Origin of the sequence: Photobacterium swingsii (genome assembly GCF_024346715.1) — a bacterium.
Taxonomy (GTDB): domain Bacteria; phylum Pseudomonadota; class Gammaproteobacteria; order Enterobacterales; family Vibrionaceae; genus Photobacterium; species Photobacterium swingsii.
In genome coordinates, this window is the sequence record NZ_AP024852.1 from 1158695 (window position 1) to 1185126 (window position 26432).

22 protein-coding genes are annotated in these 26432 nt (G+C 45.4%); 7 read left to right on the top strand and 15 right to left on the bottom strand.

Features of this window, described 5'->3' with window-relative positions; all coding sequences use genetic code 11:
- Positions 1 to 108: 108 nt before the first annotated feature.
- The 4 genes from purB to OCU77_RS05680 all read right to left on the bottom strand — a co-directional run bounded on the left by purB (position 109) and on the right by OCU77_RS05680 (position 4338).
- Positions 109 to 1479 (bottom strand): adenylosuccinate lyase, encoded by a 1371-nt coding sequence (purB, locus tag OCU77_RS05665; RefSeq protein WP_048896966.1) that lies wholly within the window; start codon positions 1477 to 1479, stop codon positions 109 to 111.
- A gap of 81 nt (positions 1480 to 1560) precedes the next feature.
- Positions 1561 to 2178 carry a high frequency lysogenization protein HflD gene (gene hflD, locus OCU77_RS05670; RefSeq protein ID WP_048896967.1) on the bottom strand — a complete coding sequence of 206 codons (618 nt, stop codon included), beginning with the start codon at positions 2176 to 2178 and terminating at the stop codon, positions 1561 to 1563.
- Between the two features lie 13 nt (positions 2179 to 2191).
- Positions 2192 to 3307, bottom strand: a complete 1116-nt coding sequence (gene mnmA, locus OCU77_RS05675) for a tRNA 2-thiouridine(34) synthase MnmA (protein WP_048896968.1) — start codon at positions 3305 to 3307, stop codon at positions 2192 to 2194.
- A 386-nt stretch (positions 3308 to 3693) separates the two neighbouring features.
- Positions 3694 to 4338 (bottom strand): pseudouridine synthase, encoded by a 645-nt coding sequence (locus tag OCU77_RS05680; protein WP_048896969.1) that lies wholly within the window; start codon positions 4336 to 4338, stop codon positions 3694 to 3696.
- Positions 4339 to 4480: 142 nt separating this feature from the next.
- Between OCU77_RS05680 and icd the strand changes: the two genes are divergently transcribed.
- Positions 4481 to 5731 carry an NADP-dependent isocitrate dehydrogenase gene (gene icd, locus OCU77_RS05685; RefSeq protein ID WP_048896970.1) on the top strand — a complete coding sequence of 417 codons (1251 nt, stop codon included), beginning with the start codon at positions 4481 to 4483 and terminating at the stop codon, positions 5729 to 5731.
- A gap of 197 nt (positions 5732 to 5928) precedes the next feature.
- Here the strand turns inward: icd and cspD are convergent, their stop codons facing one another.
- A complete protein-coding gene (gene cspD, locus OCU77_RS05690) occupies positions 5929 to 6150 on the bottom strand; it encodes a cold shock domain-containing protein CspD (RefSeq protein WP_048896971.1) in 222 nt (73 codons plus the stop codon).
- Between the two features lie 582 nt (positions 6151 to 6732).
- Between cspD and clpS the strand changes: the two genes are divergently transcribed.
- A complete protein-coding gene (gene clpS / locus OCU77_RS05695; RefSeq protein ID WP_048896972.1) occupies positions 6733 to 7053 on the top strand; it encodes an ATP-dependent Clp protease adapter ClpS in 321 nt (106 codons plus the stop codon).
- Positions 7054 to 7098: 45 nt separating this feature from the next.
- A complete protein-coding gene (clpA, locus tag OCU77_RS05700; RefSeq protein WP_048896973.1) occupies positions 7099 to 9363 on the top strand; it encodes an ATP-dependent Clp protease ATP-binding subunit ClpA in 2265 nt (754 codons plus the stop codon).
- Between the two features lie 89 nt (positions 9364 to 9452).
- Here the strand turns inward: clpA and speB are convergent, their stop codons facing one another.
- The 6 genes from speB to aat form a co-directional block, all read right to left on the bottom strand.
- A complete protein-coding gene (gene speB / locus OCU77_RS05705) occupies positions 9453 to 10367 on the bottom strand; it encodes an agmatinase (protein WP_048896974.1) in 915 nt (304 codons plus the stop codon).
- An 82-nt stretch (positions 10368 to 10449) separates the two neighbouring features.
- The gene (speA, locus tag OCU77_RS05710; protein WP_048896975.1) at positions 10450 to 12357 is read right to left on the bottom strand and encodes a biosynthetic arginine decarboxylase; all 1908 of its coding nucleotides are present in this window, start codon (positions 12355 to 12357) and stop codon (positions 10450 to 10452) included.
- Positions 12358 to 12562: 205 nt separating this feature from the next.
- On the bottom strand, positions 12563 to 12724 hold the full coding sequence (locus OCU77_RS05715) for a hypothetical protein (RefSeq protein WP_160314686.1): 162 nt from the start codon (positions 12722 to 12724) through the stop codon (positions 12563 to 12565).
- A gap of 303 nt (positions 12725 to 13027) precedes the next feature.
- Positions 13028 to 13246 carry a translation initiation factor IF-1 gene (infA, locus tag OCU77_RS05720; RefSeq protein WP_005298441.1) on the bottom strand — a complete coding sequence of 73 codons (219 nt, stop codon included), beginning with the start codon at positions 13244 to 13246 and terminating at the stop codon, positions 13028 to 13030.
- Positions 13247 to 13462: 216 nt separating this feature from the next.
- Positions 13463 to 14158 carry an arginyltransferase gene (locus OCU77_RS05725; protein WP_048896976.1) on the bottom strand — a complete coding sequence of 232 codons (696 nt, stop codon included), beginning with the start codon at positions 14156 to 14158 and terminating at the stop codon, positions 13463 to 13465.
- A gap of 2 nt (positions 14159 to 14160) precedes the next feature.
- On the bottom strand, positions 14161 to 14874 hold the full coding sequence (gene aat / locus OCU77_RS05730; protein WP_048896977.1) for a leucyl/phenylalanyl-tRNA--protein transferase: 714 nt from the start codon (positions 14872 to 14874) through the stop codon (positions 14161 to 14163).
- Positions 14875 to 14911: 37 nt separating this feature from the next.
- Here aat and OCU77_RS05735 point away from each other — a divergent pair, with 37 nt between their 5' ends.
- Positions 14912 to 15373 carry an outer membrane lipoprotein gene (locus OCU77_RS05735; RefSeq protein ID WP_048896978.1) on the top strand — a complete coding sequence of 154 codons (462 nt, stop codon included), beginning with the start codon at positions 14912 to 14914 and terminating at the stop codon, positions 15371 to 15373.
- A 93-nt stretch (positions 15374 to 15466) separates the two neighbouring features.
- Here the strand turns inward: OCU77_RS05735 and cydC are convergent, their stop codons facing one another.
- From cydC to ald, 4 genes are all read right to left on the bottom strand, one after another.
- Positions 15467 to 17188 (bottom strand): heme ABC transporter ATP-binding protein/permease CydC, encoded by a 1722-nt coding sequence (gene cydC / locus OCU77_RS05740; protein WP_048896979.1) that lies wholly within the window; start codon positions 17186 to 17188, stop codon positions 15467 to 15469.
- Entirely contained in the window at positions 17181 to 18953 is a 1773-nt protein-coding gene (cydD, locus tag OCU77_RS05745; RefSeq protein ID WP_048896980.1) for a heme ABC transporter permease/ATP-binding protein CydD, read from the bottom strand. The genes cydC and cydD overlap by 8 nt, the downstream gene beginning before the upstream one ends.
- 206 nt (positions 18954 to 19159) lie before the next feature.
- On the bottom strand, positions 19160 to 20122 hold the full coding sequence (gene trxB / locus OCU77_RS05750; protein ID WP_048896981.1) for a thioredoxin-disulfide reductase: 963 nt from the start codon (positions 20120 to 20122) through the stop codon (positions 19160 to 19162).
- 194 nt (positions 20123 to 20316) lie between these two features.
- Positions 20317 to 21438 (bottom strand): alanine dehydrogenase, encoded by a 1122-nt coding sequence (ald, locus tag OCU77_RS05755; RefSeq protein ID WP_048896982.1) that lies wholly within the window; start codon positions 21436 to 21438, stop codon positions 20317 to 20319.
- A 157-nt stretch (positions 21439 to 21595) separates the two neighbouring features.
- On the opposite strand from ald, the gene lrp reads away from it, so the two are divergent.
- The 3 genes from lrp (at position 21596) to lolA (ending at position 26426) form a co-directional block, all read left to right on the top strand.
- Positions 21596 to 22090: a leucine-responsive transcriptional regulator Lrp gene (gene lrp, locus OCU77_RS05760; RefSeq protein ID WP_048896983.1), complete on the top strand. Its 495-nt coding sequence runs from the start codon at positions 21596 to 21598 to the stop codon at positions 22088 to 22090.
- A 376-nt stretch (positions 22091 to 22466) separates the two neighbouring features.
- On the top strand, positions 22467 to 25736 hold the full coding sequence (locus OCU77_RS05765) for a DNA translocase FtsK 4TM domain-containing protein (protein WP_107302364.1): 3270 nt from the start codon (positions 22467 to 22469) through the stop codon (positions 25734 to 25736).
- A 57-nt stretch (positions 25737 to 25793) separates the two neighbouring features.
- Complete coding sequence (gene lolA, locus OCU77_RS05770; protein WP_107302365.1) at positions 25794 to 26426, top strand: outer membrane lipoprotein chaperone LolA; 633 nt, start codon at positions 25794 to 25796, stop codon at positions 26424 to 26426.
- Positions 26427 to 26432 lie beyond the last annotated feature (6 nt).

A 26432-nucleotide genomic window follows, 5' to 3' on the forward strand; every position in this document is an offset into this window, starting at 1 on the left:
TAAGGTGTTTTTATTATTGAGAGGGTAAGGTGGCTGTATAACATTTTGGTGGGGAATTGCACAAAAAAAAGGTTGGCCTAGGCCAACCTCTTCATGACAAAACGCGACTTATAGTGCGTCTGTTAGCTTAACGGCATCACCGATGTAGTTAGCTGGTGTCATTTCTTTTAGGCGATCTTTTTCGTGCTCAGGAAGCTCAAGACCATCGATGAATGCACGCATGCCTTCACCGTCGACACGCTTACCACGAGTAAGCTCTTTTAGCTTCTCGTAAGGCTTTTCGATGCCATAGCGACGCATAACTGTCTGTACTGGTTCTGCCAATACTTCCCAGTTTTTGTCTAGTTCAGCTTCTAGTGCCACTTGGTTTACTTCAAGCTTGCTGATGCCTTTTAGTGTTGATGTGTATGCAATGATTGCATAACCACAACCTACACCTAGGTTACGTAGCACAGTGGAGTCAGTTAGGTCACGCTGCCAGCGAGAAACAGGCAGTTTCTGTGCTAGATGGCTAAAGATAGCGTTAGCTAGGCCTAGGTTACCTTCTGAGTTTTCAAAGTCGATTGGGTTAACTTTGTGCGGCATGGTTGAAGAACCAATTTCGCCAGCAATCGTTTTTTGCTTAAAGTGACCCAGTGCAATGTAACCCCAAACGTCACGATCGAAATCAAGAAGAATGGTGTTGAAGCGTGCGATTGCATCGAATAGTTCAGCGATGTAATCGTGCGGCTCGATTTGCGTTGTGTACGGGTTCCAAGTAACGCCTAGAGATTCAGTAATGAACTCTTCGCTAAACTGGTGCCAATCAACTTCTGGGTAAGCAGAGATGTGTGCGTTGTAGTTACCTACAGCACCGTTGATTTTCGCTAGAATTTCAACGTTCTCGATTTGCTTAAATTGACGTTCCATACGGTACGCCACGTTAGCCATTTCTTTACCCATAGTAGATGGAGAAGCTGGTTGGCCGTGTGTACGAGACAGTAGTGGAATTTCACGGTATTCGTTAGCCAATGCTTTGATCGCATCGATAACGTTACGGATTTCAGGAAGAATCACAGTCTCACGCGCTTCGTGAAGCATTAGCGCGTGAGATGTGTTGTTGATGTCCTCTGAAGTACATGCAAAGTGAATGAATTCATTCACAGCGTGTAGTTCAGGTACGTCAGCAACTTTCTCTTTCAGGAAGTATTCAACCGCTTTTACGTCGTGGTTTGTTGTACGCTCGATCTCTTTGATACGTAGCGCATCTTCTTCGCTAAATTCAGCAGCAACGCGATCTAAAAATGCGTTTGCTTCTGCGCTGAATGCAGGAACTTCCACGATAGCGTCAGTAGCAGCCAGTTTTTGTAACCAACGGATTTCAACAATAGTACGGTACTTAAGCAGACCAAATTCGCTGAAGATGCTGCGTAGTGCAATTGTTTTACTTCCGTATCGGCCGTCTACCGGGGAAACAGCAGTCAATGCTGACAGTTCCATGTTGTCTCTCTCCTGATTGATGAGGTTTAACAAATTGGATATTGCGAAACAGCACGAATGCTATTTCGCAATCAAAAAATATTAACAGCGAGCAAGCAAGATTTTTGCTTGTTCAACCATTTGCTTACGGCCAAAGATCAAATGACGACGTTTACCACCAACTTGACGCCACAACACAGCACTGCGAACAGCGGCAAGTAGCAAAGCGCGTACTTTATGCTGAACACTATTTTGTTGTAGGTGAGCAGGTGTACCTGTTACCTGAATGCGAGGTCCTAATGGACTAATGGTATCAAGGTAAACGCTAGCAATATTGCTAACCATTTGTTCTTCGAGCAATTCAAAATGTTCAGTTTGGCGCTTTAAGACATCAATGCGCTCACCAAGCTGAGCCATGCTATCGCGGCGGCTAGATAATTTACGCTCTAGTGCCATCACGCTAACAAGGTAGCGTGTGATTTCATTGCCAGAAGGCGTGTTATCAATCTCTGCCGTCAGGGTTTCTAACCCCAAACGTAGGCTTGATTCATCACCGAAAATTTCAAGGGTGTTAGCAGGGTCTGTCACAATAATACTGTTAAGACAGGCTGCTAACTCATCGCTATCGCAAGTGCCGTCGCGGGCAACTTTTTGAACGAGTTTCACTGCTTGGCAGATCCCAGCAAAAGCGATAGTACGATCGTATAAAGAGTTTGCCACGTGCGACTGCTCCTTAAATGCGTTGTTCAATAATGCCGCCACCTAGACAAATTTCGTCAAGGTAGAAGACAGCTGATTGACCTGGTGTTACTGCAATTTGTGGCTCATCGAAGATAACTTTGATGTTCTCATCATCGATTGGCAAGATAGTACAAGGGATATCTTGCTGGCGGTAACGTGTTTTCACGGTACATTGCAATGGCTCACGGATTGGCTGACGATCAACCCAATGCAGTTGTGAAGCCACCAAACCTTCAGATTTTAGGCGTGGGTGGTCTTTACCTTGGCCGACAATTAACACGTTACGTTCTACATCTTTGTCAACGACGTACCATGCGTCTTCTAGGCCGTTGCCACCTTTTTGTCCACCAATATGTAGGCCTTTACGTTGACCTAGGGTGTGGTACATCAAGCCTTGGTGCTCGCCGATCACTTTACCTTCGTCAGCCGTTTCGATCTTACCCGGCTGCGCAGGTAAGTATTTACCTAAGAATTCTGTAAATTTACGCTCACCGATAAAGCAGATACCCGTTGAGTCTTTTTTCTTCGCAGTGATCAGATCTTGCTCTTCAGCAATACGGCGAACTTCTGGTTTCTCTAGTTCACCCACAGGGAATAGGCTGCGAGCGATTTGCTCGTGGCTTAATGTGTATAGGAAGTAGCTCTGATCTTTATTGTTATCTACACCGCGTAGCATTTTTGGCAATTCGCCTTCAGCGGTTGGGAAACTACGGCGTGTGTAGTGACCCATTGCGATGTAATCGGCTTCTAGAACTTCATCTGCAAACTCTAGAAACGCTTTGAATTTGATTTCTTTATTACAAAGAATGTCTGGGTTAGGAGTACGGCCAGCCTTGTATTCAGCAAGGAAGTATTCAAATACGTTATCCCAGTATTCAGCTGCAAAGTTGATGGTATGCAGGTGAATGCCCAGTTTGTCACATACAGCTTGTGCATCAGCCAGATCTTCTGCGGCAGAGCAGTATTCCTCGTTATCATCTTCTTCCCAGTTCTTCATGAACAGGCCTTCAACCTGATAACCTTGTTGAAGGAGTAGGTAAGCGGATACCGATGAATCAACGCCGCCGGACATGCCGACAATGACTTTTTTTTGGCTGTTATCTGACATATTTCTCTTCAGTCGCTAATAAGTGTTAAGGGCGTAATTCTAACAGAAAGCAATCTGTCGAAACAGAGTACGATTTGAATCACACTTTCATTATTGGCTTCTTTTTGTGCTGTTATCGGCAACAGCATAGCAATAAAGCGTTTTCCCTTAGGAAATTAGCATTTCAGTCTCTGTTTATTACTTCAGACTAAATGTTTTTGTTGAACACCTTTAGCTAAAAGGCAAACGTTTGCTATTTGCGGCAATGATAGAGGAACTGAGTTAAAAAAGGTAGTGTTTTGTCGACGATATTCTGGAATTTTTGGTCTTGTATGCACAATACTGCGTTGAAAATTCACTAAGCCTAAAACAGGGGGGGCTTTAAGGCTTAGTGATTATAAGTACGACTATTGGCCAGAGTGTAATGTGACTTCTCGCCACTCACCTGGCGCCAGATCATCGACAGTCCATTGCGCCATTTTGTAGCGGATCAAACGCAAGGTTGGATGGTTTATGTGCGCTGTCATGCGGCGAACTTGGCGATTACGTCCTTCTCGTAGCGTGATCGCAAGCCAAGTGGTTGGTACATTTTTTCGTTCACGAATAGGCGGTACGCGATCCCATATCGGCGGTTCAGCCATACGCTCGACTTCAGCGGGTAAAGTTGGCCCATCTTTTAGGGTGACACCTTTACGCAGTGCGTCTAACTGTTCATCGCTTGGCTCACCTTCGACCTGTGCCCAATAGGTTTTTGGAGACTTAGATTGCGGTTGAGTCAATTTAGCTTGCAAGATGCCATCATTGGTGAGTACCAACAATCCTTCACTGTCTTTATCAAGGCGACCAGCAGGATAAACATCTTTCACAGGGATGAAATCTGCCAAGGTAGTATCGCCTTCTTCACCTGTAAATTGGGTCAGTACATTGAAGGGTTTGTTAAATAAAATGATCTTTTGAGGGCCTCGAGGGCGCTTAGGTTTATTGAGTTTTCTTGATGCTCTGCGCTCATTATTGGCACGTTGAGGTTGACGTGAGGTTGTATTTGGCTTCATAAATAGCGTGTTGTACTGGGGATTAGTGATGATGACCCGCATATTATACGTGAAAATTCGCGGATTGGCGTGTCGTTAAAAAATCGAGTATGATTTGCGCGCATCTTACAAAAAGATAACAAATGGACGCTAGGAGATTTAAATGGATAGTAAAGTAGTTGTACCAGTTGAAGGTCAGAAAATCACGCTAGATTCTGAAGGTAAACTGGTTGTTCCTAACAACCCTGTCATTCCTTATATTGAAGGTGATGGTATTGGGGTTGATGTAAGCCCTGCAATGATCAAAGTAGTTGATGCTGCTGTAAACAAAGCCTATGCCGGTGATCGTAAGATTGAATGGATGGAAATCTACACGGGCGAAAAGTCTACCCAAGTATATGGCGAAGACGCATGGCTACCGCAAGAAACACTAGAATTTATTCGTGACTACAAAGTGGCGATTAAAGGCCCGCTAACAACCCCTGTTGGTGGTGGTATCCGCTCACTGAACGTAGCACTTCGTCAAGAGCTTGATCTTTACATCTGTGCTCGACCTGTACGTTACTTCGAAGGTGTGCCAAGCCCAGTAAAACAGCCAGAGCTAACAGACATGGTTATTTACCGTGAGAACTCTGAAGATATCTACGCTGGTGTTGAATTCCAAGCGGGTACAAAAGAAGCCGATAAGGTTATCAAATTCCTTCAAGATGAAATGGGTGCAACTAAAATCCGTTTTCCACAACAATGTGGCGTAGGCATTAAACCTATTTCTGAAGAAGGTACTAAGCGTTTAGTCCGTGCTGCACTGCAATACACAATTGATAATGATCGTGATTCATTAACGATTGTGCATAAAGGTAACATCATGAAGTTCACCGAAGGTGCCTTCAAAGACTGGGGTTACGAAGTGGCGGCAGAATTTGGTGCTGAGCTGCTTGATGGCGGTCCATGGATGACGTTGAAGAACCCGAATACGGGTAAAGAAATTGTTGTCAAAGACTGCATCGCCGATGCGTTCCTACAGCAAATCCTTCTGCGCCCTGCAGAGTACGATGTTATTGCAACCATGAACCTAAATGGTGACTACATCTCTGATGCACTGGCTGCACAGGTTGGTGGTATTGGTATTGCTCCGGGTGCAAATATTGGTGATGGTGTGGCGCTATTTGAAGCAACCCACGGTACAGCACCTAAGTATGCAGGCCAAGATAAAGTGAACCCTGGTTCATTGATTCTTTCTGCTGAAATGATGCTTCGTCACCTAGGTTGGACTGAAGCTGCAGACTTGATCATTAGCTCAATGGAAGCTGCGATCAGTAATAAGACAGTAACTTATGATTTTGAGCGTCTAATGGAAGGCGCAACACTACGTAAGTGTTCTGAGTTTGCTGATGATATGATCGAGCACATGTAATCAATCACTGATTCTTGATTAAGAAGCCCTAGCGTTATGCTGGGGCTTTTTTTGATCTATTGCCAGTTGTTAACGATAATGTTAATAACAATGCAGGGTTACAGGGTGGGGTATTCAAGGGTTATTCATTATCTGTTAATGTGTAGACACAAAAAAGGCGAGCGATATGCTCACCTTTCATACTGCCAGAGAGAAGTCTATTTAGCGAGTTCACCTTCAACGGGAACGATTTCACTGGCATGAAAACCTTTAGGACCGGTTTGAATCGTGTAGTTAACTTGCTGACCTGCTTTTAACGTACGATACCCATCCATTTGAATTGTAGAGTAGTGCGCGAAGATATCGCCATCACCCTGCTCTGGACAAATGAACCCAAATCCTTTGGCGTTATTGAACCACTTAACTGTACCTGTTGCCATGCTTTACATCCTTCTCGCATTTCAGTTCCATTGAGCAATTAGTGTACAGGATGCCTTAGCGATTGTCCTGCATACTCATGCTGTTTTAATGCAGTTAATATCTACTACAGGTTACACTTTAGTAAATGGAGCTAGACAGTCAAGTGCATATTGTAACATCCCGATAAAATCTTATTTGCAACACTAAAAGCAGTATGATGTTATTGAAAGCGCTAAATGAGAGTTATTTTCAATTATGATTTTCTAGCGTGTGATTGGCGCTGTGCGAGACTATTTTTACCTTGTCTCAGAGCTGGTACGTTACAGGCTTTTTGCACAACTTTAGGCTGCTCGGTATGCTTATTTCGCTTATAAAGCACTCGTGTTTTTTGATTATGCATACTGTTTGTACTTATGATCTGCGCTGAATCACCTCGCAAGACTTTGAGCATGGTCATCTTAGATTTGCTGGAATACAATGTGTGCATTAGTCTCAGTATATAGGTAGGCAAAAGTGCTAGCGCTGCACGGATTGTTGGCAATAGAAATAGTTGATTATTGTTGATTTTTGGTTTGTTTCTACCGAGCGTATAAGTTAGGTTTATGAGTAAGTTATATGAATGGGTTGTGCCTGAGTCTGATGTCTTAGATAAGGAAGAAGCTCAAGTAAAGCCACCATCGATGTATAAAGTAATTTTGAACAATGATGATTACACACCGATGGATTTTGTGATAGAAGTGTTACAGAAGTTCTTCTCCATGGATCTGGAGAAAGCAACACAGTTGATGCTTTCGGTGCATTATGAAGGAAAAGCAATTTGTGGCACCTTTACTGCCGAAGTCGCTGAAACAAAAGTGGCGCAGGTAATGATGCACGCAAGAGAGCATGAACATCCGCTGTTGTGTACGATGGAAAAAGCCTAGCTTTTTCCGGCACGCCATATTGAGTGGTATTTAGGGGAGGTGCCTATGCTAAACAAAGAACTTGAAGCTAGCTTGAATGGTGCATTTGCGCGAGCACGCGAAAAGCGCCATGAATTTATGACAGTCGAGCATTTGCTACTGGCATTGCTTGAGAATGCTTCAGCACAAGAGGCACTGATTGCTTGTCGTGCGGATTTGGAGCAGCTTCGCAAAGAGCTTGATTCTTTTATCGAGCAAACTACGCCTCTTATCCCAGCTGATGATGAGAGCCGAGAAACCCAACCTACACTCAGCTTCCAGCGTGTACTTCAACGTGCAGTTTTCCATGTTCAGTCTTCGGGTCGAAGCGAAGTAACTGGGGCAAATGTCCTTGTTGCGATTTTCAGTGAACAGGAATCACACGCTGCATACTTGCTTAAGAAAAGCGATATTAGCCGTCTTGACGTGGTTAACTTTATCTCACATGGCACTGTGAAAGACAGTGACAACGATGATATGAGTGGCTCTGATGTTGGTGGTGAAGAAGTTCGCGCAGAGCAAAACGCTGAAGATAAGTTAGAAAATTTTGCGACTAACCTTAACCAGCTGGCGAAAGCGGGTGGTATCGACCCATTAATTGGTCGTGACGGCGAACTTGAGCGTACGGTGCAAGTGCTGTGTCGCCGCCGTAAAAATAACCCATTGTTAGTGGGTGAGGCTGGTGTGGGTAAAACCGCCATTGCGGAAGGTTTGGCATGGCGTATTGTTGAAGGCCAAGTACCTGACATCATCAAAGATTGTGTCATTTATTCGCTTGATATTGGTTCATTGCTGGCGGGTACTAAATACCGTGGTGATTTTGAGAAACGTTTCAAAGGTATTTTGAAGCAGCTTGAGAAAGAAGACCACGCGGTACTCTTTATTGATGAGATTCACACCATCATTGGTGCCGGTGCTGCGTCGGGCGGTCAAGTTGATGCCGCTAACCTCATTAAACCTCTACTGAGTAGTGGTAAACTTCGTTGCATGGGCTCAACGACCTACCAGGAATACAGCAATATTTTTGAGAAAGAACGTGCGCTATCTCGCCGTTTCCAAAAAATTGATGTGATTGAGCCATCGCTAGATGACACTACCAAAATTTTGATGGGCTTGAAGCCAAAATACGAAGCACACCATGAAGTACGTTTTACCAATAAAGCAATTCGTGCTGCAGTAGAGCTTTCAGCGAAATACATTAACGAACGTCACCTGCCTGATAAGGCGATTGATGTGATTGATGAAGCCGGTGCGCGTTGTCGTCTTGCTCCTGCTAGCCGACGTAAGAAGACGGTGAATGTTAGCGACATTGAAGCCATGATTGCGAAAATGGCGCGCATTCCAGAAAAATCAGTTTCTTCAAGTGACCGTGATGTACTGCAAAAACTTGATAGTAAGCTGAAGATGCTGGTATTCGGCCAAGATCCTGCGATTGATGTGCTAACAGAAGCGATCAAACTAAGCCGTGCGGGTTTAGGTGCAGATAACAAACCTGTAGGCTCATTCTTGTTTGCCGGCCCAACAGGGGTAGGTAAAACAGAAGTGACTGTTCAGCTTGCACGTACTTTAGGTATCGAGCTACTACGTTTTGATATGTCAGAGTACATGGAACGCCATACAGTGAGCCGTTTGATTGGTGCCCCTCCGGGCTATGTTGGTTACGATCAAGGTGGTCTGTTAACCGATGCTGTTATCAAACAACCGCATTCAGTAGTGTTACTTGATGAAATCGAAAAAGCACACCCTGATGTATTCAATTTGCTGCTGCAAATCATGGATAACGGTACGTTAACGGATAACAATGGTCGTAAGGCTGATTTCCGAAATGTGATTTTCGTGATGACAACCAATGCGGGCGTAACGGAAACGGTACGTAAATCGATTGGTCTGATTCAACAAGATCACAGCCACGATGCGATGGCGGAAATTAAGCGTGTGTTTACACCTGAATTCCGTAACCGTCTAGATAACATTATTTGGTTTAACCACCTTGAGAAAGAGGTGATTCACCAAGTGGTTGATAAGTTCATTGTCGAATTACAAGCACAACTTGATGCGCGTGGCGTTTCAATGGAAGTGTCCGAAGTTGCTCGTCAATGGTTATCAGATAAAGGCTACGATAAAGCTATGGGTGCACGTCCAATGGCACGTGTTATTCAAGAGAACCTTAAAAAACCAATGGCAAACGAACTGCTGTTTGGTTGCTTAACCAATGGTGGCTCGGTGCGTGTTGATTTGATTAATGATGAGTTGGACTTCCAATTCAGTAGTGAAATGGAACCAGCGCATTAATCACAGCGTTACCTAAGTTATAAATAAAATAACCGCCAATCTGGCGGTTATTTTTTGTGTAAAGTTGGTGTGGTCTTGTTTGTGATTACTCAGCGCTTACTCGCCCACAGGTGCAGTAAATCGGTGGCGATAGTAGCAGCGGCTAACGCTGTCATATCGGCATGATCGTAAGCAGGGGCTACCTCAACCACATCCATTCCTATTAAGTTAATCCCTTGCAAGCCACGAATGATTTTTAAGGCCTTGTCTGAGGTTAAGCCACCGCAAACTGGCGTGCCTGTGCCTGGCGCAAATGCAGGGTCAAGGCAATCAATATCAAACGTTAAGTAAACAGGGCGATCGCCAACGGTTTGCTTAATGTTTTCGACAATCTGCTCAACCGACCAATCATTGGCGGTAGCAGCATCTATCACATTAAAGCCAAGTTTGTTGTCATAATCAGTACGAATACCAATTTGTACTGAGTGCTTAGGATCGATCAAGCCTTCGTTTGGTGCATGATAAAACATGGTGCCATGATCGTACTGGCTGCCCATATCATAGGTATCGGTGTGCGCGTCGAAATGGATCAGGGCCATTTCACCGTGCTTTTTCGCATGCGCACGCAATAAAGGCAGGGTGACAAAGTGATCACCACCAAAGGTCAGTAGGGTCTTGCCTAGTTCAAGCAGGCTGGTGGCATGTTGCTCAAGGCGTTCACACATTTGACCTGCATCGCCACTGTCAAATACCAAGTCACCGCAATCAGCCATGCTAATTTTGTCGGTTAAGGTGAAAGACCAAGGCCAACGTTTACCTTCCCAAGCAAGGTTGGTCGATATTTGACGAATAGCACCAGGCCCCATTCGGCTACCTGAGCGGCCTGTTGTCGCCATATCAAATGGCACGCCAGTGATAATCACATCAGCATCTGATGCTTGCGGGTTGAAGGCTAATGGTTGGCGTAAAAAGCCAAAAGCATTGGCATACAAAGAGTAATCTGGGTGTGTAGCTAATGTTGCCATAATCTTAGTTCCCAACAGCTCGCACCAAGGCACGAGCTGTATTGAAGACGTTAGTGATAACTGCGGACTTATTACCGCGCGGTTATTGCTCTAGGTAGGTGTAACCCTTCAAGCCTTCAGCCAGTTCAGCCAAAATACTTTCATGCTGATCTTCTGGTAGATGTTGTTTCACCATTAACTCGTACTGATGTAAGAATTGTTCAGAATCAAGGTGAACATAACGTAATACATCACCGACACTGTCACCACGTACGATTTGCTCAATGTCATAGCTGCCAGCTTCGTTACAGCGAACAATCGCAGTATCGGTATCACCAAACAAATTGTGCATATTACCAAGTACTTCTTGGTAGGCACCCACCATGAAGAAGCCTAAGCGGTACGGCGACTCGTCGGTCCAAGTTGGGACAGCTAGAGTACTTTCAATACCTTGGCCTTCAACGTACTGGTCAATAGCACCATCAGAGTCACAGGTGACATCTAAGATCACAGCGCGACGTTCCGGTTCTTTATCCAACTTGCTAAGTGGTAGCACTGGGAAGATTTGATCAATTCCCCATGCATCTGGCAATGATTGGAATAGTGAGAAGTTCACAAAGAACTTATCAGCTAAACGCTCGTGCATTTCATCCAATAATGGGCGATGTGCACGGTTCTTTGTCGATAGTCGTTTTTCAAGTTCATAGCATAAACGTAAGCTGATTTGTTCAGCCCATGCGCGCTCAGTGAAGCTCAACATGCCCATAGCAAACTGGGTATGCACTTCGGCTAAATCGCTCTGGTTATCATGGTAAATCTCAACCAGTGAGCGGTGATCGCTCAGCGCTTTCAGATCCTGCCAAGAATTCCACATGTTATGTAAAATCAGCGGTGCAGTCGCTTCTGGCGGATATACGGATTCTTGCTTGTAGCTTTCCACACCGACGACATCCGTAATTAACACAGCGTGATGTGCTGTTAAGTTACGGCCTGATTCAGAGATGATACGCGGCATGCGAATGTCATACTCTTTACAGATGTCACCTAGGGTATAAACCACATTATTCGCGTATTCACGTAGGCTGTAATTCATTGAGCAACTGCTTTGACTACGTGTCCCTTCGTAATCCACCGCTAAGCCACCACCAACATCGACAGTGGTAATGCCCGCCCCCAGTTTGCAAAGTTCCGCATAGACGCGTCCAGCTTCACCTACACCATTGCGTACATCGCGAATGTTGGCAATTTGAGAGCCAAGGTGGAAATGCAACAGCTGTAAACAGTCTTGCATGGCATTGTCGCCGAGTGTCTTGATGACGGTTAATACTTGAGACGCTGATAGACCGAATTTCGACTTTTCACCGCCGCTTGCTTGCCACTTTCCTTTCCCTTGTGAAGAAAGGCGGGCACGTAAACCTAGACGTGGTCTCACGCCGAGAGCTTCAGCTTCTTCCATTACGGTGCGTAGTTCAGACAGTTTCTCTAGTACGATATACACTTCATGGCCGAGCTTTTCGCCAATTAAGGCTAAGCGGATGTATTCACGGTCTTTGTAGCCGTTACAAACAATCACAGAACTTGCTTGTTGCGCCATAGCTAACACAGCCATCAATTCAGGCTTACTGCCCGCTTCCAGCCCCAATTGACGCTGTTGTTTAGCGTATTGGCTGGCTAAAATCTCACTTACCACCGCATCTTGCTGGTTTACCTTAATGGGATAAACCGCAAGGTATTCACCTTGGTAGCCATAGTGTTCAATTGCTTGATTAAAAGTTGAACATAGGCTGTCCACCCGATGATGCAAAATATCAGGAAAACGAACTAATACTGGCAGTGATGCACCTTTAGCTATCAGCTCATCAGCTAATTGTGAAAGGGCTACGGTATTGTTCGGATTAAGATTGTCAGGCTTTGCAATAACTTCACCTTGCGCGTTAATGTCAAAGTAGCCTTGGCCCCAATATGGGGTGTTGTAGACGTCGCGTGCATCATTGATAGACCAATCACTCATGTTTTTTCCTCGATCAGTGATTGCGGGCAAGCAGCAGGCATTTGTGACAGCAGTTGAAAGGTATGCTGTTGGCTGCAAGCACCAAGTTGATAATATTCATCAGGTATACGAAGGGGTATTCATTCAAAGGCGAGATAGAGCGTTTGAATAAAGAATACGTATCGTAAGCTGAGTGAAACCGATTAAGCCATATTCATTAGGCTAACTAAGACCTTTGACTTCGCCTTAATGACGGCCTTTTCTTACGACGAGTCATTGAAGTCGACGGTGTTAGCGTAATTTTTTGAGAGGGGATATTGGCTGCGTTATCGCAAACGGTCACTAGGCTAAGCTGTACTAGTGCATCGTGGATTGCGAGAGGTTTCATTAGCATTCCTACATGGCCGTGCTGCAAAGAGGTTCACGGTATGAAAGAAAGATGAGGCTCATGGCTGAACCCGTCTACACCTCGGTTGCATAAATAGAGAGAGACAACTGGGTGCGGTGCGATTAAACAACCGAATACAAAATGAGGCAAATAAAATAATTTTGTTGTAACGATGAGTGGTTTTGATGGCAAGTCGGTAGGCTTGAAAACAGAGAGATAGCAAGGAAATAGGGTGGGTTTGATAGATAAATAAAACCCAGCATTAATGCTGGGTTTCATCTGCATTCTTTAATCTATAAAAGATTAACGAGCACGGAAGACGATACGGCCTTTAGTCAGGTCGTATGGAGTCAGTTCCACAGTTACTTTGTCGCCAGTAAGAATACGGATGTAGTTTTTGCGCATTTTACCAGAGATGTGAGCGGTAACAACGTGACCGTTTTCTAGCTCAACGCGGAACATTGTGTTAGGTAGTGTATCAAGTACAGTACCTTGCATTTCAATTACGTCTTCTTTTGCCATTGAATCCTCTTAGGCTACCAGCCATGCTTCTGATCGGGCTGGATAATGCCTCGAAACTGTTTGAGTGTAAAGTTTAGGTCGCAATTTTACCCTTGCAGGGATCCTTTGTCAGCTTTTGTTCTGGATTAATACGGATTTATTTATCTTTTTATGTAAATTGAGCCCGCAGTTGCAACCAAAATATGTTTGATAGCATGAAATTAGAGCAATATAGGCTTATTCCGAATGCCATTGACCATTGATGAGTTTTTGGTGAGGCTGAAAGCGCACTTTGTAATTCATCGCTTTACAGTCATCAATTTGGTAGCCGGGATAAAGCCAGCGTCGACCCGTATTGCGAGAATACTGGATCTGGAATAGTACACAGAGTGTCCCAAGAGACAGTGGGGAGTCTGGGTCGAAAAAGCTATAGACAGCACTCAAAGCATGTTCGAATACATCGGTAACCGCAATCGCGATGAGTTTATTGCCGTCATAAACGTGTAGGAATAAGCTATCCATCCACTCTGCAGTACTAAACTCAAAGAAGTGATCTTTGTTGGGCGGGTACATGGAGCCATCAGCATGCCGCGCTGTGATGTACTTTTCATACAGGGCAAACCAATTCGGGTCGAGTTCAGACTTAAATTCCCAACGCAGCTTTTTCATTTGGTTGAGTTGGCGCTTTTGACTTTTAGAGGGTGAAAATAAGAAGCAGTCGACACGTAACGGCACGCAGGCTTGGCAAGCGGTACACATCGGCTTATAGATGGCTTTGCCACTTCGGCGATACCCTGAGGCAATTAAGAGCTGATAGCCATGTGGATTTAACCAATCTTGATCTATTACCACGCCAAGCTGTTCTTGTTGGTCGGGAAGGTAATTACAACCTGATGTGGGAGTGAGTCCGATACGAAAGCTTAGATCATTCATGGTTACTTTGTTGGCATCTCTATAGTTTGTGGGGTGAAGCAGCCTGACTTAAGTATGGCATTTTTTGCTTCACTCAGGTGTGCCAAAAATGGTTCACGATCCCGTGTGCTGGCACCAAGTGATTGCAAGTGGTCATTCATTATCTGGCAATCTATCAATGAACCGCCATGAGCGTTGAAATGTCGAATGAAGTACCAGAGTGCTATTTTTGAGGCATTGTCTGCGAGAGTAAACATTGATTCGCCACAAAAAACAGAGCCAACTTGGATGCCATATAAGCCACCGACTAAACGGTCGTCAAGCCAGACTTCGACGGAGTGGCAATAACCTTGTAAATGCATGGCTTTGTAGGCGGCAATCATCTCTGGCATGATCCAAGTTTCTTCTGGACCGCGACAAGCAGCACATTGTTCGATAACTTCAGCACAGGCGTGGTTCAGGGTTATCTGGTAACCTGACTTGCGAGCAAATTTACGCAGGCTTTTACTTGGCTTAAAAGTGTCGGGGCAAAAGACTGCACGAGGTGCAGGGCTCCACCATAAAATAGGTTCACCTTCTGAGTACCATGGAAAAATGCCTTGTTGATAGGCGGCCAGTAAACGTTGCGGTGATAGATCGCCGCCGAACGCAAGTAAACCATTCGGTTCATCAAGAGCACGAACTGGGTGCGGAAATTGAGTTGTAGATAAACTCAACTCAGGTAAATAAATAGCCATATAATCAAACTAATAACTGTTAGTAGGGAAATTATATATGAGAAAGTTGTTAATGTTACTGCTAATCGTTCCTCTGACGTTGACAGCGGCCCCTTATAAACGCAATGAAGCCCGCGCCGTGAACCAGATTGTTTTTGGTCAGGTTGATTCGGTCCGTTATATTACTCAGCAAGAGGTGATTAACTCTCAACATAATGGTTGGGAAACGCTACTAGGTGGTGTTGTAGGTGGCTTGATTGGTAACCAGTTTGGTGGTGGACGGGGCCGTGAAGTTGCTACAGCTGTTGGTGTTGTGGCAGGTGCTGGCTACGCGCATAATCGGCAGAATACACAACAGGTGATTCAATATCGTTTGGTTGAGCTGCTGATCAAAAGTGAAGAGGGTAAGTTCATCGATGTTATTCAAGATGTTGATCAAAGCATGATTTTTAATCGTGGTGATGATGTTCGTATTTTGTATTTCAATGATGGGGTACGCGTGGATAAAACTTATCCGTAATCGTTTGGGGCTCGCTATGGTGCGAGTGGCAAAATAAAAGAAAACGGGTGACTATAGGTCACCCGTTTTTTATATCGTGTTATTCACTTGCGATTACAGGCGGTTCCACAATTCTGTATAACGACCATTGTGTTCAAGTAATGCTTGATGCTTACCTTCTTCGATAATACGGCCTTCATCCATTAAGCAAATGTGGTCCATTTGATCTAAGCCAACAAGTCGATGGGTAATGAATAGCACAGTCTTATCTTTGGCATGATCCATTAGCAGACGAAGAATTTGTTGCTCTGTACGACGGTCTAGCCCTTCTGTTGGTTCATCCAAGAGTAGGATAGGCGCATCGTGCAATAAGGCACGCGCAATACCAATACGGCGGCGTTCACCACCCGATATTTGGCGTCCTCCTTCACCTAACCAAGTATCCAGCGCTTTATCTTCAAGTAAAGCTTCAAGCCCAACTTGCTGTAGCGCGGCAGCCAATTCATCATCGGTAGCTTTAGGCTTGGCTAACAATAAGTTTTCGCGTAGTGAACCATTAAAGACATCAACACGCTGGCTCACAACCGTAATGGCATCACGTAGCGAAGCTTCATGCCATTGTGGCAGTGCGATGCCATCAATGCTGATGCTACCTTGCTGTGGATCCCAGCTACGGGTTAATAGCTGTAATAGCGTGGATTTACCACAGCCAGTTCGGCCCAGTAATGCCAGTTTTTGACCGGCTTGCAGGTTAACCGACACTTGGTTAAGCACAGGCTGATCACTGCCGTAATAGGTGTAGCTGATATTATCGATAGTGAGATCACCACGTACAACCGCTTGATGGCCATTAGGGTCAAACGGCGTATCAGGTGTCGCTTCGATGATTTCATTTAAACGACGCGCCGAAGTTAGGGTTTGCCCTAAGTACTGGAAAGCACCTGCAACGGGCATCATCATTTCAAAGCTCGCCATAGTGGCGAATGCAACTAATGCGATGAAAGGATCTGGTAGGTTACCGCCAACACCATCGGCGGCAATCCAGGTGATCAGCACTAAAGTCCACCCAGTAGAGGCCATCAAAATTGCATTGGCTAACCCTGTCAGTGATGCCATTTTTCGCTGGGCATCTAACAGACTGTCTTGTTCTTGCTCGGCTTCTTGGCGGTAGCGCTTTTCCGCGTTAAACAGCAGTAATTCGGCATGCCCTTGTAGCCAATCAAGCAGTTTCACACGGTAGTTTGCTTTTGCCATGGTTAAGGCTTCGCCGTTAGCTTTACCTAATCGGTAGAAGATAACAGGTAAGGCCAGCATCAAGCACAGCAGGACAGCGCCGAGCGTTAGGCCAATAACCATATCGAAATAGCACAAGAAAGCGGTAATCGATATTAAGCCAATCACGCCAATCACTAATGGGCTGATCAGGCGAAGATAGACATGGTCCATTGCGTCGACATCAGCCACTAAGCGGTTCAATAAATCCGCATCACGCAGGTTGGTCTGGCGACCCGGGATCAAAGGCGTTAACTTGCGAAAGAAGAACAGGCGTAAATCAGCCAGCAACTTGAATGTCGCATTGTGACTGACAACGCGCTCCCCCCAGCGGCCTGCGGTTCTGGCCATGGAAAACCCACGAACACCCGCACCAGGTAACATATAGTTGAAGGTTTCGCGTGCAATGGTTAAGCCGGCAATCGCAGATGCCGAAATAAACCAGCCTGATAGGGTTAAGAGGCTCATTGCCGCCAGTACCGTACCTAAGCCCAGTAGCATACCCAGTGTTAGACCAAACCAGTGCTTACGGTACAGTTTTAGGTAAGGGAGTAAATCACGCATCGAGATCCCTCATATCTTTGTTCGCTAACATTTCAGCAAGTAGACCTTGCTCACGAATCGTATCAAAGTGGCCATCTTGCACTAATTGACCGTTATCCATCACAAAGACACGATCCATCATTGAGAGTTGGTCAAGGCGGTGACTCACCATGAGTGTAGTTTGGCCACGAACTGCAATGGATAAGCTATCGAGCACAAGGCGTTCGCTGTTTGCATCCAGACTTGCGGTTGGTTCATCAAGTAACCAAAATGCGCCGTTTTGTAACATGGCACGAGCAACGGCTATACGCTGGGCCTGACCGACAGACAAACCACCAGAACGATCGCCAACAATGTGCTGATCCCCTAACTCTAAGCGATTGATGAATTCATCAGCATAGGCCTGTTGGGTCACTTGGCGAACGTGTTCATCGGTTGCCAGTGGGTTACCCAGTGTGATGTTATCGCGTACGGTACCGTGAACCAGCATTGGGTTTTGACCTACCCAGCTAATGGCTTGACGCCATTGGCTGTGCTCCAAGGATTTCAGTTCAATACCGTTTACTTTCAAGCTGCCACGATAGGGTAGGAAGCCTAAGATCGCATTCAGTAAGCTGGTTTTACCTGCACCACTTGGGCCGACAAGCGCAATATGCTCGTTCGGCTTAATCGTAAAGGTGAGTGGGCCTGCGAGCACTTGCCCTTCAGGGCTCAGTACTTCCAGTGCATTGGCTTCGATCTCTATGGTTTCAGGTGACGGTAGGTTTTCCGTACCTTGCTTCATTTCATCGGCTTCAGCGTTTAAGAATTCAACAATAGATTCAGCGGCGCCGATTGCTTGCGCTTTAGCATGGTAGAAGGTGCCTAAATCACGCAGCGGCTGGTAGAACTCAGGCGCTAGGATGAGCACAAATAGCCCAGTAAATAGGCTGAGCGGTACGCCATAGGTGCCGAAATTAAGTTCACCGATGAAGGTAAAGCCAAAGTAGACTGCCACCATCGCCACTGAAATGGCAGAGAAGAACTCGAGTACAGCAGAAGACAAGAAGGCAAGACGCAGCACTTCCATCGTACGCTTACGCAGCACATCCGATGCCGCATGCAGATTCTCTGCCTCGGCTTCAGCACGGTTGAATAAACGTAATGTCGATAAGCCTTGTAAGCGGTCAAAAAAGTGACCCGATAAACGTTGTAATGCTTTGAAGTTACGACGGTTAGCGTCGGCGGCTCCCAATCCTACTAGCGCCATGAAAAGAGGTACTAATGGTGCGGTAATTAGGAAGATTAAGCCAGCTGCCCAGTTGAGCGGGAATACCACCACCAAAATAGTGAAAGGTACCAATACGGCAATCGACATTTGTGGAATGTAGCGAGAGAAGAAATCTTGCATCTCTTCCACTTGCTCTAGCACTAAACTTGCCCATGCTCCCGCAGGCTTGCCTTTAATATAAGCAGGCCCTAAGTTGTGCAGCCGTTGCATGATTAATTGGCGAATGTGGAGACGAATTTGTTCACCACAACGGTAACCAAAGACTTCTCGTCCCCAGCTACAAGCTGCTCGCAAGCCAACAACCGCGGTTAGGCCGATGAAATGAGCGACCAATTCACTCTTGTCTGTGTGTTCGATAATGAGTTGATGAAGGATGTGAGCCAACAAAGCGGCTTGTCCAATCAGTAGCAACCCAGAGATAAAACCAAGGCCAACACTGAGCATTAACCAGCGTTTCGCAAGTTTGCTTTGTGATTTTAGCCATTTGGTTAAATCGCGTTGTAATTGTTTATCCATAAAAATGTTCTAAAAAGCGATGAGCTATTGTTAAAAGGCAGGTTAGCAAGTCAAACCTCTAAGTGCCATGTGTGCAAACTGAGAATGACAAACTAAGTACCAAAGCGCGATATAGCGGCGAAAATGAATGCCATGACTAGGTTGTAATTAGGGGGCACCATTAACGCAAAAAGGCTGCACAAGGCAGCCTATTCGGTATTTACTTATTATTGTTGCTCTTCGAGCGCATCGAGGTAACGTTCTGCATCGAGCGCGGCCATGCAGCCTGTACCTGCGGAGGTAATGGCCTGGCGGTAGGTATGGTCCATCACATCGCCTGCGGCAAACACACCTTCAACACTGGTTTGTGTTGCATTACCTTGTGTACCTGACTGTACTTTGATGTAACCATTTTCCATTTCAAGTTGACCTGCAAAAATTGCGGTATTTGGCTGGTGGCCAATAGCAATAAATGCGCCCATGACTTCGATAGTTTCTGTCGCGTCAGACTGGGTATCTTTAATGCGTACTGCCGTTACACCCATATCATCACCTAATACTTCATCAAGGGTGCGGTCAGTGTGAAGAATGATATTACCGTTCTCTACTTTATCCATTAAGCGTTTGATAAGAATTTTTTCAGAGCGGAATGTATCACGGCGGTGAATAAGGTGTACTTCAGACGCGATGTTTGACAGGTAAAGCGCTTCTTCAACAGCGGTATTACCACCACCCACAACGGCAACTTTTTGATTACGGTAGAAGAAACCATCACAGGTCGCACAAGCAGACACACCACGCCCTTTAAATGCTTCTTCTGACTCTAGGCCAAGGTATTTGGCTGAAGCGCCTGTCGAAATGATTAAGGCATCACACGTGTACTCGCCATTATCACCCTTAAGGCGGAAAGGGCGTTGGCTAAAATCAGTTTCACTTATGTGATCAAAAATGATTTCAGTCTCAAACTTTTCAGCATGTTCTTTCATGCGATCCATTAAAGCAGGGCCTGTTAAGCCTTCTGCATCACCTGGCCAGTTTTCCACTTCTGTTGTGGTAGTCAGTTGGCCGCCTTGCTGCATGCCAGTGATCATAACTGGATTAAGGTTCGCACGAGCTGCATAAACCGCTGCAGTATAGCCCGCAGGACCAGAACCAAGGATGAGCAGATTACAGTGTCTTACGTTACTCATTTCTTCTCCAGGCTGAATGAGATAATTCTTATATGGTGCTCGATTGTAGGTAAATTGTCGGTGTAAAGGAAGGACTTGGTGATAAGGAGTATCAATTCTATTAATAGATATGGGCTATCTTGCTAGTAGCGCGTAACAAAAAGGATAAAAAAGCCTCATTTTGCTGAGGCTTATCTAGAATATTTAGTTATAAGTTAATGCATACTTATAGCAACGCTAGGGTCGGTGAAATGTAAGTTAAATGCTTCTGCGACTTCTTTGCAGGTGACTTTGCCATACATAACATTCATGCCGTTGATGAATCCATCGTCTTCTAACAAGGCTTTCTTATAGCCTTTTTCTGCGAGTGTAATAACGTAAGGAAGAGTGGCATTGTTTAAGGCAAATGTTGAGGTGCGTGCAACTGCCCCTGGCATGTTCGCAACACAGTAATGTACGACGCCATTTACAATAAATGTTGGGTCGGTATGAGTGGTTGGATGAGAGGTCTCAAAGCATCCACCTTGATCGATGGCGACATCCACTAAGGCAGAGCCAGCCTTCATTTTATCTATATGCTCAGCTGATATTAGCTTGGGTGCTGCAGCCCCTGGAATTAACACAGCCCCGATAATTAAATCGGCTTCTGGCACCAATTTATCGATGGCTTCTCTGGTTGAATACAGCACTTTTGCGCGGCCTTGAAACTCACAATCTAAGGCGCGAAGTGTGTCAATGTTTCGATCTAAAATGGTTACATCGGCACGCATTCCAACCGCCATTCTTGCTGCATTTGAACCCACCACACCACCGCCTAAGATCACAACTTTCGCTGGTGAAACACCGGGCACGCCGCTTAATAATAATCCACGTCCACCGCTAGAATTCTCTAGTGTTTGGGCACCTGCTTGGATGGACATTCTGCCAGCGACCTCAGACATAGGTGCTAATAGTGGTAATCTGCCATATTTATCTGTTACTGTTTCGTAAGCGATGCAGATAGCTTTGCTTTGAATCAGTTCTTTGGTTTGTGGAAAATCAGGGGCGAGGTGGAGGTAGGTGAAAAGTATCTGTCCTTCGCGAAGCATAGCTCTTTCTACTGCTTGAGGCTCTTTTACTTTGACAATCATCTCTGATCTGGTAAAAACTTCTTTAGCCGTAGAAATAATGGAAGCACCTACAGCTTGGTAGTCAGCATCAACAAAGCCGATACCAATGGCTGCATTAGATTCAATGAGAACCTGGTGGCCGAGTAGTACAAGTTCACGCACGCTGGCAGGGGTTAACCCTACCCGATACTCGTGATTCTTTATCTCTTTGGGTACACCAATGATCATCCTGCGCTCCTCGCTATATTATAGTGTGACGTGCTATTGAGAAGGTTATAAATGCGGATCTAATGGCAGTATAGTTTGACTACTAGAGTATTTGATTCTAAATATTAGAAAGATGTAGTATATTTTTTTGCAAGGAAGTAAGAAGGTGGAATAAAAAATGGTAGATACCAAAAAGAAACCATCCAAGGAATTGGATCGCATTGACCGTAACATTCTGAACGAACTACAGAAAGATGGCCGAATTTCAAACGTTGAGCTGTCTAAACGTGTAGGTCTTTCACCAACACCGTGTCTTGAGCGTGTACGCCGTCTAGAGCGACAAGCTTATATCAGTGGCTATACAGCACTGTTGAATCCTCAATTCCTTGACGCGTCTTTATTGGTGTTCGTTGAGATTACACTTAACCGTGGCACACCAGATGTGTTTGAAGAGTTTAATAAGTCAGTACAAGAGCTTGAAGGCATTCAAGAATGTCACCTTGTATCTGGTGATTTTGACTACCTGCTAAAAACACGTGTGTGTGATATGTCTGCGTACCGTAAGTTACTGGGTGAAACCCTATTGCGCCTTCCAGGTGTGAATGACACGCGTACATACGTTGTTATGGAAGAAGTGAAGCAAACTAATCATCTTGTTATTAAAACACGTTAATCGTCTTTTAATTATAAAGTTGTCGGTTTCTCTATAAATATTCAAGCGACTTCGGTCGCTTGAATTGTTTCTATGCTGACCTTAATTGCCCGCACAGTGTGATATTGCTACCGCATTGCTATCTCAATAGATTTAATTGCTCTAAAATTCACCGATTATCCGCGTGTTTTAACAATTCCTTGCGTTATTCCTCTCCATAAACGATTACAATAGACTGTTCAGTTATCCAGTAGTTTTTTCCTTAATGGTCAGATCTGGTATAACATCGATACAGATAATATTCGTAAAATGAATGTTGCTAAGTCAGTTTCACTTGAAGCAATAAAAATCATAAATAACCCAGAGAGTGTGGCGGGAGTAGCGAGCAGTAATGACAATGGAGATTTCTTTGAGGAAGGTTAAAGGCAAACAGTCAACGAAAGTTCGTCTAAGTGGTGGGCAGCGTTTACTGGAAAGCTTTCTTATAATTGCACTCTTTGCATCTATTTACATGATGGTTGCATTGGTCAGTTTTGATCCTGCAGACCCTTCATGGTCGCAAACGGCATGGCAAGGACCCGTTCAAAACAAAGCGGGGGCGTTTGGTGCCTTTGTTGCTGATAGTCTGTTTTTCACGTTTGGGTCGTTAGCCTATTCACTACCCGTTGCTGTTGTACTGGCATCATGGGTGCTATTTCGACGTCGCGGTGAACGTGAAGCGATTGATTTCATGATTTATGGCACGCGCTTATTGGGCATGCTGATCCTCTTTCTCGCAAGTTGTAGCCTTGCAGATCTTAACTTTGATGATATCTGGTATTTTTCATCGGGTGGAGTGATAGGAGATGTGGTCTCTAATATGGCATTGCCGCTCTTTAACCTTCTTGGCACGACGTTGGTGATGATGTTTCTGTGGGCCGTAGGTTTTACCCTGTTCACGGGTATTTCATGGCTGACAATTGTTGATGCGCTTGGCGAAAGTACTTTAGGTGCTATGGCTTGGCTGTTGAATAAAGTGCGCTCTGATCGTTCAGAAACATTAACATCGTTTGCGAAAGATGAGCCTTTTGCCACAGAGCCAAATATTGAAGATTTACACCGAGCGAATAATCCATTTGCAGGCAATGGGCTACAAGATAGCACACCTGATGCTGATGATGTTTTATTGGCCTCTAGCAGTCGTCCGACAGCAGTGCCAGTAGAGGATAATCAAGCAAACGTTACGCCAGTGGCTCAAAATGATACACCAGTGGTTAAACCGCAAGATGATGATCTTCCTCGCATTGTTATTAACCCACGGCCTGTCGTTGCCGCAGCAGCGGTTGCTGCTCCTATTGCTGAGTCAGCTGCAGCTGCTGTGCCAGAAATGTCAGCATCTGATGCACAAGTAAACTCACAGGCTGCGGTGGTAGAAGAGCCCGTTGTTGTGAATTCGACCATGCAAGCGAAAGGCATGACGATAGCACAGCTAGAGCAGCAGCTTGATCGTGATGAAAACTTCACTATGTATGTCGAAGAATCGGGACAAGCTGAAAACCCAATGACTGAAAACGCAGTAGCGCCGAATACCTTAGCTGGTGATATTGCAGAAGATAATATTGATAACACTGCGATGTTTAATCATGAATTTGAGGCGATTGATACTGATGAGCCCGCGATTGAATTAACACCTATGTCGCCTGACTCGATTACTGCCTCTTCAGCCGCATTAACCGCACAAGCCGTGAGTGAAACTGAGTTTGTGCCTGTACCTGAAGCTGCTCCAGTAACTCCCGTTGCCTCACAGCCTGAGCTTCAAACGCCAGTTGTCGAGTCGACAGTGATCGAAGAAACAAGCTATGAGCAGGCGCATCAGGGATCGATTTCCCAAGCCGTCCCTCAATCGACTGAGCTGCAACCAGACGTTGTCACTCAAGGCGTAGCCGATATTGAACCTGCTGGTATTGAAATTGGTGTGCATGATGGCTTATCTGAACTAGAGCGTGCTCAGCAAACCGATAGTGAAGCCTTGAGTGGCGAACTCATGGATAACCCTGCAACCGCGGACGAAATGAGCGATGAGGACGCGTTCTTAAAACGTATCCGCGATGCACAAAAAGAACAGGTACATGCAGCAGGACTTGATAATCCTTTCTTGATGAAAGCAGAAGCAGATTTGCCTGTACCGACTTCTCCAATGCCTACGATTGATTTACTTGCGCCAGCACGCCAAAACGTACAGCCTGCAACAGAAGAAGAATTGATGCACACGGCACGTTTGGTTGAATCGAAACTGGCTGACTACAAAATTAAAGCCAAAGTGGTTGGCGTGTACCCTGGCCCTGTTATTACCCGCTATGAGTTAGACCTTGCGGCAGGCGTGAAGGTCAGCCGTATTTCGGGCCTAGCAAAAGACTTGGCCCGCGCCTTGTCTGCCACTGCTGTGCGTGTGGTTGAAGTAATTCCGGGTAAACCTTACATAGGCTTAGAGCTGCCAAATGTGAACCGCGAAACAGTTTATATGTCGCAAGTGGTTGATAGCGAAAAGTTCAAAGACATGAAAGGCGCACTGCCAATCGTATTAGGCTATGACATTGCGGGTGAAGCCGTCGTCGCCGATCTTTGTAAAATGCCACACTTGCTGGTGGCGGGTACGACAGGTTCTGGTAAGTCGGTAGGTGTCAACGTCATGATTGTGAGTCTGTTGTACAAATGTACGCCAGATGAGTGTCGTTTCATCATGATTGACCCGAAAATGTTGGAACTTTCTATTTACGAAGGTATCCCACATCTATTGACGGAAGTCGTTACTGACATGAAAGATGCAGGTAATGCACTGCGTTGGTGTGTTGGTGAAATGGAACGCCGTTACAAACTGATGGCCGCTGTTGGTGTACGTAATCTTGCAGGCTTTAATGCTAAGCTCAAAGAAGCAGCGGATGCGGGGCACCCTATTTACGACCCATTGTGGCAGCCAGGTGATAGCATGGATGAACATCCACCGTTATTGGAAAAAATGCCAAGCATTGTTGTTATTGTCGACGAATTTGCTGACTTAATGATGGTTGTGGGTAAGAAAGTTGAAGAACTGATCGCTCGATTGGCCCAAAAGGCACGTGCAGCGGGTATTCACTTAGTGTTAGCAACGCAACGTCCTTCGGTAGATGTGATCACTGGTTTGATTAAAGCGAACATTCCAAGTCGTATGGCGTTTACTGTCTCGACTAAAACAGATTCACGCACCATTCTTGATCAGGGTGGGGCAGAATCACTCCTTGGCATGGGTGATATGTTGTACTTGCCTGCGGGTCAGAACCACCCTGTACGTGTTCATGGTGCATTTGCGTCGGATGATGATGTACACAACGTGGTCAATGATTGGAAAGCGCGCGCGAAGCCACAGTACATTGATGGCATTCTTAATTCTGATCAGGGTGCTGAAGGCTTACTTCCCGGTGAAGCACCAGTAGGCGGCGACGATGATTTAGATCAGCTCTTTGATCAAGTCGCGGCCTTTGTAACGGAAACGCGTCGTGGCTCTGTGTCTGGCGTACAACGTAAATTTAAGATTGGTTATAACCGAGCCGCTCGCATTGTTGAGCAACTTGAGTCGCACGGCATTGTGAGTGCGCCAGGGCATAACGGTAACCGTGAAGTGCTTGCGCCTGCGCCACCACCACGCGATTAATATACAGAGCCTGCACATGGTGAATACCGTGCAGGCCTGATGAAAGAAGGTTTAATAATGATTAAAAAGACACTTGTGAAACGTTTACTGATTGGCCCTTTATTAATGGCGCCGTTATTGATGACGACGGCGGCATGGGCAACGCCTCAGCAAGAGTTAAGTACCCGACTTGATAAAGTTAACGCATTTAGTGCCTCTTTCGCGCAAAAAGTGGTAAGCCCTGAAGGGGACTTACTGGTTGAAGGTGAAGGGGATATGGCAATTAAACGCCCTAATCTTTTCCGTTGGAATACGCTAACGCCAGATGAAAATATGCTGGTATCAGATGGTAAAACCTTGTGGTATTACAGCCCATTTATCGAGCAAGTCACTGCAATGTGGCTAAAAGATGCGACAGAGCAAACGCCATTTGTATTGCTCACGCGTAATAGTGATGCCGATTGGGCTAACTACAATGTTGCTCAAACGGCTGATACCTTCACGCTGACACCGAAAGCAGCCAATACCTCGATGGGGAAATTTGTGCTCACTGTCGCGAAGTCGGGTGAAGTTCGTGGTTTCTCAGTGATTGAACAAGACGGCCAACGTAGCCAATTTACGTTTAGCCAGTTCAAAAAGGCAGAGCCTAAAGCGAACATGTTCACGTTCGTACCGCCGAAAGGCGTAGAGCTGGATGATCAGCGTAACTAATCGTGT